This is a genomic window from Paraburkholderia panacisoli (genome assembly GCF_008369935.1).
Classification (GTDB): domain Bacteria; phylum Pseudomonadota; class Gammaproteobacteria; order Burkholderiales; family Burkholderiaceae; genus Paraburkholderia; species Paraburkholderia panacisoli.
The window spans coordinates 22,953-35,855 of sequence record NZ_VTUZ01000018.1; the positions used below are offsets into that span (position 1 = coordinate 22,953).

A 12,903-nucleotide genomic window follows, 5' to 3' on the forward strand; every position below is an offset into this window, starting at 1 on the left:
CGAAGATTGATATAGTCATTTTTTGGAGAGAATTGTGCCGTCTCCGGTATCGAAGCGTGCCGTCGTAGTTCCGGTTCTTGCGTTATTGCTAACAATCGCCGGGTGTGCAGGTACCGGAGGCATCGCCCCGCAGGACCACGCGACCGAAGCGTCCTCGCTCGACGCGGGCAACGCGATCCGCGCGGCCAACCGCGACGCCCAGTGGCCGGCCGCCGACTGGTGGCGCGCCTATGACGATCCGCAGCTCAACGCGTGGATCGACGCCGCGCAGGCCGGCAATCCGAGCCTCGCCGCCGCGCAGGCGCGCGTGCGCGAGGCGCTGTCGATGGCGGGCGTCGCGCGCGCGGCGCTCGCGCCGCAGGTCAACGGCAGCCTGTCGATCCAGCGCCAGAAGTGGGCCGACAACGTGTACTACGGCCCGGGGCCGCTGGCCGGTGAGCAGTCGTGGAACAACACCGGCACGCTCGGCCTGTCGTATCACCTGGACCTGTGGGGCAGGGACCGCAACGCCGCCGAACGCGCGCTCGACGCCGCCCACGCGAGCGCCGCCGATGCCCGCGCCGCGCAGCTCGAACTGCAGGCCAACGTGGTGCGCACGTACATCGGCATGTCGCTGGACTACGCGTTGCTCGACATCGCGAAGGCGACCCTGCAGCAACAGCAGCAGATCGTGGATCTGGCCAGCCGGCGCCTGAAGGGCGGCATCGGCACGCAGCTCGAAGTGAGCCAGGCCGAAACGCCGCTGCCGGAGTACGAGCGCCAGATCGACGCGCTCGACGAGCAGCTCGCGCTGGCCCGCAACCAGCTCGCGGCGCTGGCCGGCAAGGGGCCGGGCGCGGGCGACGCGATCGGCCGTCCGGCGCTGTCGCTCGCCGCGCCGGCGGGGCTGCCCGCCGCGTTGCCGGCGGAGCTGATCGGCCACCGCCCGGACGTGGTCGCGGCGCGCTGGACGGTGGCCGCGCAGGCACGCGGCATCGACGTCGCGAAGGCGGACTTCTATCCGGACATCAACCTGCTCGCGTCGATCGGCGGCTATGCGGCGATGGGGCCGCTGTTCCAGTTCCTGAAGAGTCCGTCGCACAGCTGGAGCGCGGGGCCGGCGCTGTCGCTGCCGATCTTCGACGGCGGGCGGCTGCGCGCGCAGCTCGGCGCGGCGTCGGCCGGTTATGACGAGGCGGTGGAGCGCTACAACCAGTCGATCGTCGGCGCGCTGAAGGACATCTCCGACCAGGTGATCCGCATGCGTTCGCTGGCGACCCAGGCGGACGACGCGGCCCGTTCGGTGGCGGCGGCGCAGCGCAACTACGATCTCTCGCGCGAGGGTTACCGGCGCGGGCTGACCGATTATCTGAACGTGCTGGTCGCGCAGAACCAGTTGCTGCGCGCGCAGGAAGGTGTGGCGAAGGTGCAGGCTGAAAGGCTGGGCGCGCATGCGTCGCTGATGACAGCGCTCGGCGGCGGGCTGGATGAACCGGGTAATGGACCGAAGGCGGATGAGACGCTGCCGGGGCATGGCAAGGGGAAGGCGGCCATCACGGGCGACACTGCGCCGAAGGCGGCAAACGCTCCTGTGGCAGCAGGTTCGGTTCAGCCCGTGCCTAGCCATGCTGTCACCGGCGACGCGACGGACGGCAGCGGCAATGCCTCTGCGAAGGCGGCAAACGCTTCTGTGGCAGCAGGTTCGGATCAGCCTGTGCCTGCCAGCCACGCTGCCACCGGCGGCGTGACGGACGGCAGCGGCAACGCCTCTGCGAAGGCGGCAAACGCCTCGGCGCACGCCGGGGTGGCCAGCCACGCGCCCACCCCTGCGCGCATCGGCAATCACGCCGTAGCCACGACCGCCACGAGCACCGCGGCAACCACGGCGCGCGCCAGTGCCACCGCCCCCGCGGCCGAGTAAGGAAGCGCCCATGTCCGCCTCGTCCTCTTCCCTCGCGCGCCCCATCTCCCTCGCTGCCCTGCGCACCGCCGTCACCGACTGGGCGCGCACCGACGGCCTCACCTGGGTCTACCTGTTCAAGGCGCTCGCCGCCTGCTTTCTCGCGCTCGGCCTCGCGATGAAGCTCGACCTGCCGCAGCCGCGCACCGCGATGACCACCGTGTTCATCGTCATGCAGCCGCAAAGCGGCATGGTCTTCGCCAAGAGCTTCTACCGCATCTGCGGCACCCTCGTCGGGCTCGTCGTGATGCTCGCGCTGATCGGCCTGTTCGCGCAGCAGCCGGAGCTGTTCATCGTGTCGACCGCGATCTGGGTCGGCATCTGCACCGCGGGCGCCGCGCGCAACCGCAACTTCCGCTCGTACGGCTTCGTGCTGGCTGGCTACACCGCCGCGCTGATCGGCATCCCCGCCGCGCAGCATCCGGACGGCGCGTTCCTCAGCGCGCTCACGCGGGTCGCCGAAGTGGTGCTCGGCATCGTCTGCGCGGGCGCGGTCAGCGGCCTGGTGTTCCCGCAGTTCGCCGGCCTGCAGATGCGCAGCACCGTGCGCGCGCGCTTCTCGGCGTTCGTCGAGTACGTGTCGGCGTCGCTGGCCGGGCACAACGACCGCGCGCGCATCGAAGCGACCAACGCGCGCTTTGTCGCCGACATCGTCGGCTTCGAGGCCGCGCGCAGCGTGGCCGTGTTCGAAGGCCCCGACTCGCGCAGGCGTGGCGGGCGCCTTGCGCGGCTGAACAGCGAGTTCATGACCGCCTCGACGCGCTTTCACGCGCTGCACCAGCTGATGAACCGGCTGCGCAACACCGGCGCGGCCAGCGCGATCGCCGCGCTCGAACCGTATTTCAAGGAAATCGCGCCGCTGCTCGCGAAGTCCGGCGAACCGGTGCTGAGCGCCGCCGATGCCGCGCACGCCGCCGCCCAGCTCGACGCGTTCAGGGCCGCGTTGCCGGCGCGCGTGCGCGCCACACGCGCCGAACTGCTCAAGCATGCCGACGCCACGCAGCCCGACGCGCCGCTGCTCGACTTCGACACCGGCGCCGAACTGCTGTACCGCTTCATCGACGACCTGCACGCGTATGCGGCCACCTACGCGTCGCTCGCGCTCGACACGCATGCGCGCGAGCGCTGGATCGACCGCTACGAGCCGAAGACCAACGCGCTCGCCGCAGGGGTCGCGGGCCTGCGCGCGGCCCTCGTGATGATGGCGCTCGGCGCGTTCTGGATCGCCACCGCCTGGCCGAGCGGCTCGACCCTCACGCTGAACGCGGCCGCCGTGTGCGCGCTGGCGTCGTCCTCGCCCGATCCGAAGCGCACCGTGTTCCAGATGGCCGCCGGCACGCTGGCCGCCACGTTCATGGGGATGCTCGCGGTGTACGGGGTGTTTCCGCACATCGACGGCTTCGCGCTGCTGTGCGCGGCGCTCACGCCGTTCCTGCTGCTCGGCGTGTTCATGACCACGCGGGCGGCGCTGGCCGGCTACGGCGTGGGCTACTGCATCTTCTTCTGCTTTCTGGCCGGCCCCGATAACGTGATGCACTACGACCCCAGCGCGTTCATGAACGACGCGCTGGCGCTGGTGCTGTCGATGCTGGTGTCGTCGGTGGCGTTCGCGGTGCTGCTGCCGCCGTCCACGCCCTGGCTGCGCCACCAGCTGCTGGTCGACCTGCGCCGCCAGGTGGTGCTGGCGGGCCGCGCGGGGCTGCGCCGGGTGCGTTCGCGCTTCGAGAGCGGCGCGCGCGACCTGACGTTCCAGATCAACGCGCTCGCGCCCGACGAGCCCGAACTGCGGCGCGACACCTTGCGCTGGCTGTTCTCGGTGCTCGAGGTGGGCAATGCGGTGATCGATCTGCGCGGCGAGCTCGCGGCGCTGCCCGTCGATGCACGCTACGCGAAGTCGACGCCGTGGCGCGTGGCGCTGCGCACGATGGGCGACGCGTTGAGCGCGCTCTTCGGGCAGCCGCGCGAGGACCGCTTCGAACGCGCGCTGGCGAGCACCGCCGACGCGATCGCCGCGCTCCAGCAGCTGCTCGCCAGCTTCACGCCGCCGCGCGAGGAGCGGCATCGGTTGCAACGCATCCTCAGCCAGCTGCATTTCATCCGTACCGCGCTGCTCGATCCGCAATCCCCGCTCGAACCCTTGATGGGTGAACGCAGGGGTGACCACAGCGAGCGGGCCAGCGCCCCAGAAGGAGTTCCCCATGCCACGTGACATTGCCGTTTTCGACGCCTACGTGCCGGCCATCGTGCTGCTGTTCATCGCGGGCGCGGCGCTCACCTGGGTGCTGGACCGCGTGATCGCCTGGACGGGCCTGTATCGCGTGGTGTGGCATCCCTCCCTGTTCCGGGCCAGTCTGCTCGTATGTGTGTGCGGCGTGCTGGGTCTCGCCGTTTATCGTTGACCAGAGTCGAACCATGACCATCCGAAATCTCGTTGGCTTCATCGCGACAGCCATTGTCTTTATCGTTGCGATCCTGATTGGGCGCGTGCTGTGGGTCCATTACATGGATGAACCGTGGACCCGCGACGGGCGTGTGCGCGCCGAGATCGTGAACGTCGCGCCCGATGTGTCGGGCGCGGTCGTCGATCTGCCGGTGAAGGACAACCAGCTGGTGAAGAAGGGCGATCTGCTGATGCAGATCGATCCGTCGCACTACCAGATCGCGGTCGAACAGGCACAGGCGGCAGTGGCCGCGCGCAAGGCCGAGTTGCAGATGAAGCGCGACGACGCGCAGCGGCGCGCCGATATGGACGCGCTGGTGGTGTCGAAGGAAAGCCGCGAGAACGCGACGCATACGGCGTCGGCGGCCGAGGCGTCGTACCAGCAGGCGCTGGCGGCGCTCGATGCGGCCAAACTCAATCTCGGGCGCACGCGGGTGGTGTCGCCGGTCGATGGGTATGTGACGAACCTGAGCGTGTTCCGCGGCGACTATGCGACCGCGGGGGCGGCGAAGCTGGCGATCGTCGACAGCCACTCGTTCTGGGTGTACGGGTACTTCGAGGAAACCAAGCTGCCGCATGTGCGCGTCGGCGACCCGGCCGAAGTGCGGCTGATGAGCGGCGGCACCTTGCAGGGACACGTGGAGAGCATTTCGCGCGGGATCTACGATCGCGACAATCCGGAAAGCCGTGAGCTGCTCGCCGATGTGAATCCGACCTTCAACTGGGTGCGCCTCGCGCAGCGCGTGCCGGTGCGCGTGAAGATCGATGCGGTGCCGGATGGGGTGGTGCTGGCGGCGGGGATTACGTGTACCGTGGTCATCGACACAAAGCAGACTCGCAAGTTGTAAATGCAATCAAAGTCATCGATCGTTGCGAGCGGTCTTCAATGAGCTGTTCATGCCGCTCACAACGGCACCAGCACGCAGGAACTGGTCGTGCTCGGCCTGCGCCACAAGTTCTGACTCCAATCGCCGTCTGAAAAGCGCGACGGTTACGCGCTTTTCTTCTGATGCAAAAAGCCCGTCGACTATTTTCGGCGGGCTTTTTTTGCTTTCCCTTCCTTACCGGCTGTGCCGCCGGTCTCGCATCCTGCTACCTGGAAATCTCATCGAGCGTGCGGCCGCCGGTTTCCAACGCAAACGCGCCGATCACAATCGATCCGAGCAGCGAGACAATCGCGAAGTAGCCGAACACGGCCTCGACGCTCAGATAGGTCAGCAACGCGCCGATGATGACCGGCCCGATCACCGACGAAACCCGTGTGATCGCCGATGCGGCACCGGCGCCGCTCGCGCGGATTCGCGTCGGATACACCTCGGGCGCATAGACATAGACCCCGCATTGGACAATCGCGATCATCGCGACGCTGATCGACGCGAGCACCGACACCTGTTCAGCGGGAACATGCGTGCCGCTGAAGGCAAGGTAGAGCATCGGCACGGCCGCGCCGAGAAAGGCGATCGCAAATGTCTTCTTGCGGCCGAGATAGTCGATCACGAAGATGCCGACGATCGTGCCGATCAGCGTGGCGATCATGCTCACCATCCCATAACGCAACGCGACGTTCAGCGGCAGGTGGTAGACCGTGCGGTACAGCGACGGCAGCCACACCAGAATGCCGTAGGTCGTGAGGCTCGCGCAGCAGGCCATCAGCCACACCACCAACGTGCGTGTCGCGAACCCGTGCTTGAACAGCGAGCGAAACGATTCCTTCCTTTCGTCGACTCTCGTTTCGACGATTTCCAGTGCGGGCAGGCGTGCATAGTCGGCAGCCGGCATCGACTTTTCGATGCGTTCGACGATCCGGTTCGCTTCGGCGGCGCGTCCGTTGATCGCGAGCCAGCGCGGCGATTCGGGCGCGGTGCGGGGCAGGATCGCGGCGAGCACGATCGGCAGTGCGCCGACCACGAACATCGCTTGCCAGCCATACGCGGGAATCAGCCACATCGCGGCAATCGCGGCGATCAGATTGCCGAGCGCGAACGTCGATTGAAGAATGAAGATCAGCCGGCCGCGTATCTTCGCGGGACACAGCTCGTTCATGTAAGTGGCCGATACCGGCGACTCGCCACCGAGGCCGATGCCCTGAAAAAAACGCAGCGCGATGAACACCGCGTAGCTCGGCGCATAGGCCGACGCGAGACTCCCTAGCGCGAGAATCACGAGGATCCAGCGCAGCACGCGCAGCCTGCCGAAGCGTTCGGCGGCGGCGCTGAAAAACAGCGCGCCGATCGTTTGCCCGACATAGCCGCCCGACACCAGCAAACCCGCATCCGCCGGCGTCAGATGCCACAGACCGATCAAGACCGGCATCACGAAGGCGATCGTCAACGCATCGAACGCATCGGTCATGTGGACGAAGCCGACGACGCCCAATACCCGCGCGTGCCAACGCGTGAGCGGCAGCCGTTCGATGCGCGCCGAGATGGTCGCCGCGTCGTGCAGACCGCTGGCGCGCGTGACGACGTCAACGTCGTTCTGTTTCATTGTGCTCGAGAGTTCCATCATGTCCTCAGAAGGGATACTGCGGGGGGAAGTACGCGGCTTCAGATGAAGTTCATGCAAGGTCGAGGGCGAGCGTTTCGCTCTTCGCGCCGGAAACGCAAATCATCATGACGTTGCCGGCGGCCCGATCGGATTGCGTCAGCACGGAGTCGCGATGGTCCGGGCAACCGCCCAGCACGCGGGTTTCGCAGGCGCCGCACAAGCCTTCGCGGCAGCTGTACCCGACCTCGACATCCGCTTCGAGCAGCACGTCCAGCAGCGCTTTGCCGGCCGGCACGAAGAGGGTCCTGCCGCTGCGGGCGAGTTCGACCGTATAGCCGGCCTGTTGGGTATCGACGGCGGGCGCGCTTGCTGTAAAACGTTCGATATGCACGTTGCCGATACCGGCGGCAGCGCACGCTGCTTCGAAGGCGCTCAACATCGCGCCCGGTCCGCAGCAGTACGCGTGGACGCTCTGGTCCTGTTGCGCGAGGAACGCGGCAAGATCGAACGGACGGCTGTCGTGCTCGTCGTCGAAATGCAGGCGCACGTCGCCGCCCAGCGCCTCCAGTTCGTCGAGAAATGCCGCCTGTGCGCGGCTGCGCGCGCAATACACGAGCTGCGCGTCGCGGCCTCGCTGACGCAAGCGGCGGTACATGCACAGCATCGGCGTGATGCCGATGCCGCCCGCGACCAACACCGTCGACGCGGCCTCTTCATCGAGCGCGAAGTTATTGCGCGGTTTGCCGATCGGCAGCGTCGAGCCGCAGCGCAACTGTTCGTGCACGTAGCGCGAGCCGCCGCGGCTCTTTGCGTCGTCCAGCACGCCGATCACATAGCGGCCGCTTTCGTCCGGCGAGTTGACGAGCGAATAGCTACGCGTGATGCCATTCGGCAGATTCAGATCAATGTGCGCGCCGGGCGTGAAAGGCGGAAACGCCGTGCCTTCCAGCGGCACGAGTTCGATGCTCAGCACCCGTTCGGCTTCATGGCGGATCGTGCGTACCCGCGCGCCGAGGCTGGCGGTCCCGCGCGTCGCGCCGCCGCCGACTGTTTGCTCGTCCATGGTTCAGACTCTCGATAGATGGCTTCGACGCTTGATCAGGTCGGCTCGGTTTCGTGCTCGTCTTTCTGACGCGCACCGTGCACGGAGAAAAAGCGCGCGCGCTTGACCTTCTGCCCGACCGCGGCTTCATAGGCGTCACGCACTTCATCGGGTTGTCCGTACTGCCCGATGAAGTCGCGCAGATAAGCGCCGAGCAGCGGATGCGCGGCCAACGCCTCGCGCGTCATGCCATTGAGCATTTCGTCGCGGCATGCCGAGGGCAAATAGACGTTGTGATTCGCGGCGCTATCCGTGATCAAACCCTTCGGCGGCTTGCCCGCGGCGACCGCTTCGAGTTCCTCGAAGAAGCGCCGGCGCAGCATCACGATGCCGCGATCGCTCGCGCCGAGCGTCTCCCTGGTGCGGTCGGTGATCGCGCCCTGGCCGACCCACGCGGCAAAGTCCTGGTTCGCCACATGGCTCGTGATCCAGTCGCCGTTTTCGTCGCGCAAAGGTCCGTACCAAGCGGGAATGTGCTGCTGAACGTAGGGCTCCTGTTCCTTCGGCACCTTGTTGAACACCCACAGCAGGCTCAGCGTATTTTCATCGTCGATGGGGACGCGCCATTCGAAGTGGTGTCCCAGGTAGAAGCCGTTCGGCCACAGCGTCACGCGGCCGGTGGTCCACATCGGGTTCGCTTCGTTTTCATGCGCGCGCAGGCGCTTGTAGACGAAGCCGTAGTCGAACTCTTCGTACAGCGTGCGCAAGTGGGTCGGCACATGTTCGGACTGGTTGTCCTGTTGCCGTTCGGTCCAGTTGTTGTGCGTCCACTCGAAGTGGATCGGATCGATCGAGTTCTCCTGGCACTGAAACCAGTTGCACGGAATTTCCGCCATCACGACTTGCGCGAAGCCGTTCGTATAGTTGAACGGCTCCCAGTCCGGCAATTCCGGCGCGGGCGCGGGACCCATGTACGCCCAGATCATGCCGGCTTTCGCGCGCACTTCGTAGGCGGTGATCTTCGTCTTCCGACGCAGCCGTGCTTCGGCATCGACGATTTCTTCGTAGGGCTGATGCGTGCATTGGCCGCCCGCATCGAATTCCCAGCCGTGATACGCGCAGCGCAGCCCGCATTGCTCGACGAAGCCAAACGCGAGGTCGGCGTTGCGATGCGGACAGCGCCGCTGCACGAGCCCGAACTTGCCACTCAGATCCTTGAAGAGCACGAGGTCCTCGCCGAACAGGCGGATCGGTCGCACGGATTTCCGGTCGAATTCGGCGACGCCCGCCACCGGATGCCAGTAGCGGCGCAGATAGTTGCCCATCGGCGTGCCGGGGCCAACCTCGGTGAGTAGCTTGTTCTTTTCCTGACTCAACATGTCCTGTGTCCTCGAATGTTGGAAACGCAGCCGGCGCACTAGCCATGCACCGTCGGCGATGAGCGAATTCTTCGCGACCCACCCCGGATCGCACAACCTCTCCAAAATCCAAAAAGGTTGCCGATCGTCTCGCGCGCCTGTCCGGTCTGTCGCTTTGACACTGGGGGTTTTTCCTGATCCTTTTCGCTTGCTGTCAAAAATAATCACGCCGACAATATCTGTTCATTTATGTTCTATATGTTCAAAAATGAACAGACGGAACGCATTAACGTGAGAACAGACATGCTGAAGATCGGGATCATCGGTGGCGGAATTGGCGGACTGGCAGCGGCAATCGCATTGCGCAAGGCCGGGCATCAGGTCACTGTGTTTGAACAGGCGGAGCGCTTCGGGCGGGTCGGTGCGGATATCAACCTGACGCCCAACGCGGTCCGCGCGCTCGACGGACTCGGCGTCGGCGCGCAGTTGCGCGAGACGGCGGCGCGCCCGAACGCGCGGATCAGCCGGATGTGGGACACCGGCGAGGAAACCTCGCGGCTGGCGATGTCGGACGAGGCGGAGCGCAAATACGGCGCGCCCCAACTGACGATGCATCGCGCGGACGTGATGGCCGCGTTGGAGCAGGCGCTGCTGCCCGGCGAACTGCATCTGGGCAAGCGCACCGAAGCCTTCGGCCAGACTGCGGACAGCGCGACGGTCACGCTCGCGGACGGCTCGACGCACGCGTTCGACCTGCTGATCGGCGCGGACGGCATCCATTCGGGCGTGCGCAAGTTCCTGTTCGGCGACGAGCGTCCGCAGTTCACCGGCATCGTGTCGTACCGCGCGGTCGTGCCGGCGGAGCGGCTGAGCGGCGGCGATCTCGGCGCGTTCGTCAAGTGGTGGGGGCCGACCGACGATCTGCAGATCGTCACGTTCCCGCTGAACCGGGGCCGCGACGTGTTCATCTTCGCGACCACGTCGCAGGCCGACTGGACGCACGAATCGTGGACCACGCCCGGCGATCCGGACGCGCTGAGAAAGGCCTACGCCGCGTTTCATCCGGAAGCTCGCGCGTTGCTCGCCGCATGCGACACGGTGCTCGCGTCGGCGTTGTATATTCGCGATCCGCTGCCGAAATGGACCGGCGAGCGGATGGCGCTGCTCGGCGACGCCTGCCATCCGATGATGCCGTTCATGGCGCAAGGCGCCGGCATGGCGATCGAGGATGCGGTCGTGCTGTCGCGCGCGTTGGCGAATGTCGCGCCGGACGGCCTCGGTGCGGCGCTGTCGCGCTACGCGAGCGCGCGTCAGGAGCGCACGGCACAAATCCAGATCGGCTCGCGCGGCAACAACTGGCTCAAGACCGGCGGCAACGCCGACTGGGTCTACGGCTACGACGCGTGGAGCGTGCCGCTGCCGGAGCAGGCGTGCGAACCGGCGTAGCCGCACCACACTCAACATGCAGAGATGACAGAGACACCCGACAACCCGAAGACCGCTGACAATTCGGCATCGCCGGTGGAACGCGCGTTCCGCCTGCTGCGCTTCATCGCCGACGGCGGCTCGACCGCCAATCTGAGCGACGTGGCGCGGCAGATCAACGTGAACCGCGTGACGGTGATGCGTCTGCTCGAATCGCTGAAAGCGGCGGAACTGATCGAAGCCAATCCGGCGGGCGGCTCGTACCGTCTCGGCATGCCGTTTCTGACGCTCGCGGCGAGCGCGCTCGGCGGCGCCGACCTGACCGCGCGCGCCCGGCAGATCTTGCCGGGGCTGGTCGACAAGACCGGTTTGTCGGCGTATCTGGCGGTGCTCGAAGGGACCCGGATCATCTATCTGCTGTGCGAGACGCCGGACACGCCGCTCGTGAGCCGTATTCGCGTCGGCAGCCGGATTCCCGCGCATCGCGCGACGCCGGGACTCGCGATGCTCGCCCATCTGCAACCGGCGGCGCTGCGCGCGCTCTATGCCGCCCATCCCGAGGACGACGACCAGCCCGACTGGGACGCGCTGACCCTCGCGCTCGACACGGTGCGCACCAACGGCTGCGCATGGAGCTTTTCGGGGCTCGAAGCGGGCATCGATTCGTGCGCGGCGGCGGTCAAGGACAGCCGGGGGAGCGGTGTTGCGGCATTGAGCGTCGCCGGGCCGAACACCGCTTTTTCCGCCGACGCCGCCTTGCGCGAGACCGTCGAAACCAGTGTGAAAGCCGCCGCCGACGCGCTGTCCCTCTCCAGCCTTTAATCCACGTTCCTTCCAGCCGCTCCGGCTGTGTGCCGGCGCCTTCGCTTGTCGCGAAAACGGGACGATCGGCTACTTTTTCAGGAGCCCCGGTCCTTGGCGCGGTTTTTTGCGTCGCCAAGAATCCCCCATCTGCTCGCCGGCCTGGTCGATGACCGGCGAGCGATGCGCGATGTGCGGCAACGGCAACGCACCGTGTCCGTACAGCGCGCTTATGGGGAGACCGGTCGTCGTGACCGACTCCAAACCCACAATGATAAGCATTGCTGCATAAAAGGCTTGGTGAAAAATGAAGGTCACACGAACGGCTCTGTCCGCCACATTTCTCGCAGCAACCACAGCACTCGCGACCGTCGGCGCACACGCGCAAAGCAGCGTGACGCTGTACGGAATCGTCGATACGGGCGTGCAGTACTACAACAATGCCGCGAGCGGCGGTTCGGTTATCGGCATGCCTTCGCTGACCGGCGAAGTGCCGTCGCGCTTCGGGTTGCGCGGCACCGAAGATCTCGGTGGCGGCTACAAGACGTTCTTCGTGCTGGAGAACGGTTTTGCACTGAATAGCGGCGCGCTGAATTACGGCGGACGCCTGTTCGGCCGCCAGGCGAATGTCGGCGTGAGTTCTCCGTACGGTTCGCTGACGCTCGGCCGCCAAATGAACATGTCGATGTACGTGCTGCTGAACGCCGACGTGATCGGCCCGTCGATCCATTCGATGGCAAGTTTCGACAGCTATCTGCCGAACGCGCGCAGCGACAACGCGGCCGGCTATCTCGGCAAATTCAACGGCTTCACGGTGGGTGGCACATACAGCACGGGGCGCGACGCGGCGGGCCCGGCCGGACCGTCGGCGACGAATTGCGCCGGCAATGTCGCGGGCGACCCGGTCGCGTGCCGGCAGTACACGATGATGCTCGCGTACGACGCGCCGCAATTCGGCGCTGCCGCCTCGTACGACGTGATGCGCGGCGGCACGGGCGCGTCGGCGCCGCTGTCGAGCCCGGGCTACACCGACACGCGCACGATCGTCGACGCGTACGCCAAGTTCGGTCCGACGAAAATCGGCGGCGGCTGGATTCGCCGCAATACGTCGGCGGCGGTGCACAGCCAGTCCGACATTTATTTTCTCGGCGCTTCGTACTATGCGACCCCGGCGTTATCATTCGATGCCCAGGCGCTACGCTATCTGTTGCGCGAGACATCGAACTCGACACTGTTCGTGGGCCGCGTGAATTATCTGCTGTCCAAACGCACCACGGTGTACACGTCGGTCGGCTACGTCACGAACAGCTCGCGCGGCACGGCGGCGGTGGCGGCGGGCGGATCGGTCGGCGCCGGGCAGAATCAGGTCGGCGTGATGGCCGGAATCCAGCAGCGCTTCTGAGCGCAGCGC

Annotated in this window: 11 protein-coding genes; 7 read left to right on the forward strand and 4 right to left on the reverse strand. The window is 66.4% G+C overall.

Going from position 1 to position 12,903, the window contains the following annotated elements:
• Positions 1 to 34 precede the first annotated feature (34 nt).
• Genes FVF58_RS25200 through FVF58_RS25215 form a run of 4 tightly spaced genes read left to right on the forward strand, consistent with a single transcriptional unit; the run spans position 35 to position 5,227 of the window.
• Positions 35 to 1,900: an efflux transporter outer membrane subunit gene (locus FVF58_RS25200; RefSeq protein ID WP_149672550.1), complete on the forward strand. Its 1,866-nt coding sequence runs from the start codon at positions 35 to 37 to the stop codon at positions 1,898 to 1,900.
• A 10-nt stretch (positions 1,901 to 1,910) separates the two neighbouring features.
• Positions 1,911 to 4,148 (forward strand): FUSC family protein, encoded by a 2,238-nt coding sequence (locus tag FVF58_RS25205; protein WP_149672551.1) that lies wholly within the window; start codon positions 1,911 to 1,913, stop codon positions 4,146 to 4,148.
• Positions 4,138 to 4,338, forward strand: a complete 201-nt coding sequence (locus FVF58_RS25210) for a DUF1656 domain-containing protein (RefSeq protein WP_149667965.1) — start codon at positions 4,138 to 4,140, stop codon at positions 4,336 to 4,338. The genes FVF58_RS25205 and FVF58_RS25210 overlap by 11 nt, the downstream gene beginning before the upstream one ends.
• A gap of 13 nt (positions 4,339 to 4,351) precedes the next feature.
• Positions 4,352 to 5,227 (forward strand): efflux RND transporter periplasmic adaptor subunit, encoded by an 876-nt coding sequence (locus FVF58_RS25215; RefSeq protein WP_149672552.1) that lies wholly within the window; start codon positions 4,352 to 4,354, stop codon positions 5,225 to 5,227.
• 244 nt (positions 5,228 to 5,471) lie between these two features.
• Here the strand turns inward: FVF58_RS25215 and FVF58_RS25220 are convergent, their stop codons facing one another.
• From FVF58_RS25220 to FVF58_RS25230, 3 genes are all read right to left on the reverse strand, one after another.
• Complete coding sequence (locus tag FVF58_RS25220; protein ID WP_188130923.1) at positions 5,472 to 6,866, reverse strand: MFS transporter; 1,395 nt, start codon at positions 6,864 to 6,866, stop codon at positions 5,472 to 5,474.
• Positions 6,867 to 6,936: 70 nt separating this feature from the next.
• The gene (locus FVF58_RS25225; RefSeq protein ID WP_149672554.1) at positions 6,937 to 7,929 is read right to left on the reverse strand and encodes a PDR/VanB family oxidoreductase; all 993 of its coding nucleotides are present in this window, start codon (positions 7,927 to 7,929) and stop codon (positions 6,937 to 6,939) included.
• A 35-nt stretch (positions 7,930 to 7,964) separates the two neighbouring features.
• The gene (locus FVF58_RS25230) at positions 7,965 to 9,287 is read right to left on the reverse strand and encodes an aromatic ring-hydroxylating oxygenase subunit alpha (protein WP_149672555.1); all 1,323 of its coding nucleotides are present in this window, start codon (positions 9,285 to 9,287) and stop codon (positions 7,965 to 7,967) included.
• 282 nt (positions 9,288 to 9,569) lie between these two features.
• Here FVF58_RS25230 and FVF58_RS25235 point away from each other — a divergent pair, with 282 nt between their 5' ends.
• On the forward strand, positions 9,570 to 10,712 hold the full coding sequence (locus FVF58_RS25235) for an FAD-dependent monooxygenase (protein WP_149672556.1): 1,143 nt from the start codon (positions 9,570 to 9,572) through the stop codon (positions 10,710 to 10,712).
• Between the two features lie 24 nt (positions 10,713 to 10,736).
• Positions 10,737 to 11,513: an IclR family transcriptional regulator gene (locus FVF58_RS25240; protein WP_149672557.1), complete on the forward strand. Its 777-nt coding sequence runs from the start codon at positions 10,737 to 10,739 to the stop codon at positions 11,511 to 11,513.
• A 69-nt stretch (positions 11,514 to 11,582) separates the two neighbouring features.
• Here FVF58_RS25240 and FVF58_RS25245 read toward each other — a convergent pair whose 3' ends face one another.
• A complete protein-coding gene (locus FVF58_RS25245) occupies positions 11,583 to 11,810 on the reverse strand; it encodes a hypothetical protein (RefSeq protein ID WP_149672558.1) in 228 nt (75 codons plus the stop codon).
• Between FVF58_RS25245 and FVF58_RS25250 the strand changes: the two genes are divergently transcribed.
• Positions 11,800 to 12,894 carry a porin gene (locus FVF58_RS25250; protein ID WP_149672559.1) on the forward strand — a complete coding sequence of 365 codons (1,095 nt, stop codon included), beginning with the start codon at positions 11,800 to 11,802 and terminating at the stop codon, positions 12,892 to 12,894. The two genes, FVF58_RS25245 and FVF58_RS25250, sit on opposite strands and share 11 nt — an antisense overlap.
• Positions 12,895 to 12,903: the final 9 nt, after the last annotated feature.

Bases quoted from the DNA above. Each gene is read 5' to 3' on its own strand.
- FVF58_RS25205 (WP_149672551.1), top strand. From the start codon at position 1,911: ATGTCCGCCTCGTCCTCTTCCCTCGCGCGCCCCATCTCCCTCGCTGCC.
- FVF58_RS25210 (WP_149667965.1), top strand. From the start codon at position 4,138: ATGCCACGTGACATTGCCGTTTTCGACGCCTACGTGCCGGCCATCGTG.
- FVF58_RS25215 (WP_149672552.1), top strand. From the start codon at position 4,352: ATGACCATCCGAAATCTCGTTGGCTTCATCGCGACAGCCATTGTCTTT.
- FVF58_RS25220 (WP_188130923.1), bottom strand. From the start codon at position 6,866: ATGAAACAGAACGACGTTGACGTCGTCACGCGCGCCAGCGGTCTGCAC.
- FVF58_RS25225 (WP_149672554.1), bottom strand. From the start codon at position 7,929: ATGGACGAGCAAACAGTCGGCGGCGGCGCGACGCGCGGGACCGCCAGC.
- FVF58_RS25230 (WP_149672555.1), bottom strand. From the start codon at position 9,287: ATGTTGAGTCAGGAAAAGAACAAGCTACTCACCGAGGTTGGCCCCGGC.
- FVF58_RS25235 (WP_149672556.1), top strand. From the start codon at position 9,570: ATGCTGAAGATCGGGATCATCGGTGGCGGAATTGGCGGACTGGCAGCG.
- FVF58_RS25240 (WP_149672557.1), top strand. From the start codon at position 10,737: ATGACAGAGACACCCGACAACCCGAAGACCGCTGACAATTCGGCATCG.
- FVF58_RS25250 (WP_149672559.1), top strand. From the start codon at position 11,800: ATGAAGGTCACACGAACGGCTCTGTCCGCCACATTTCTCGCAGCAACC.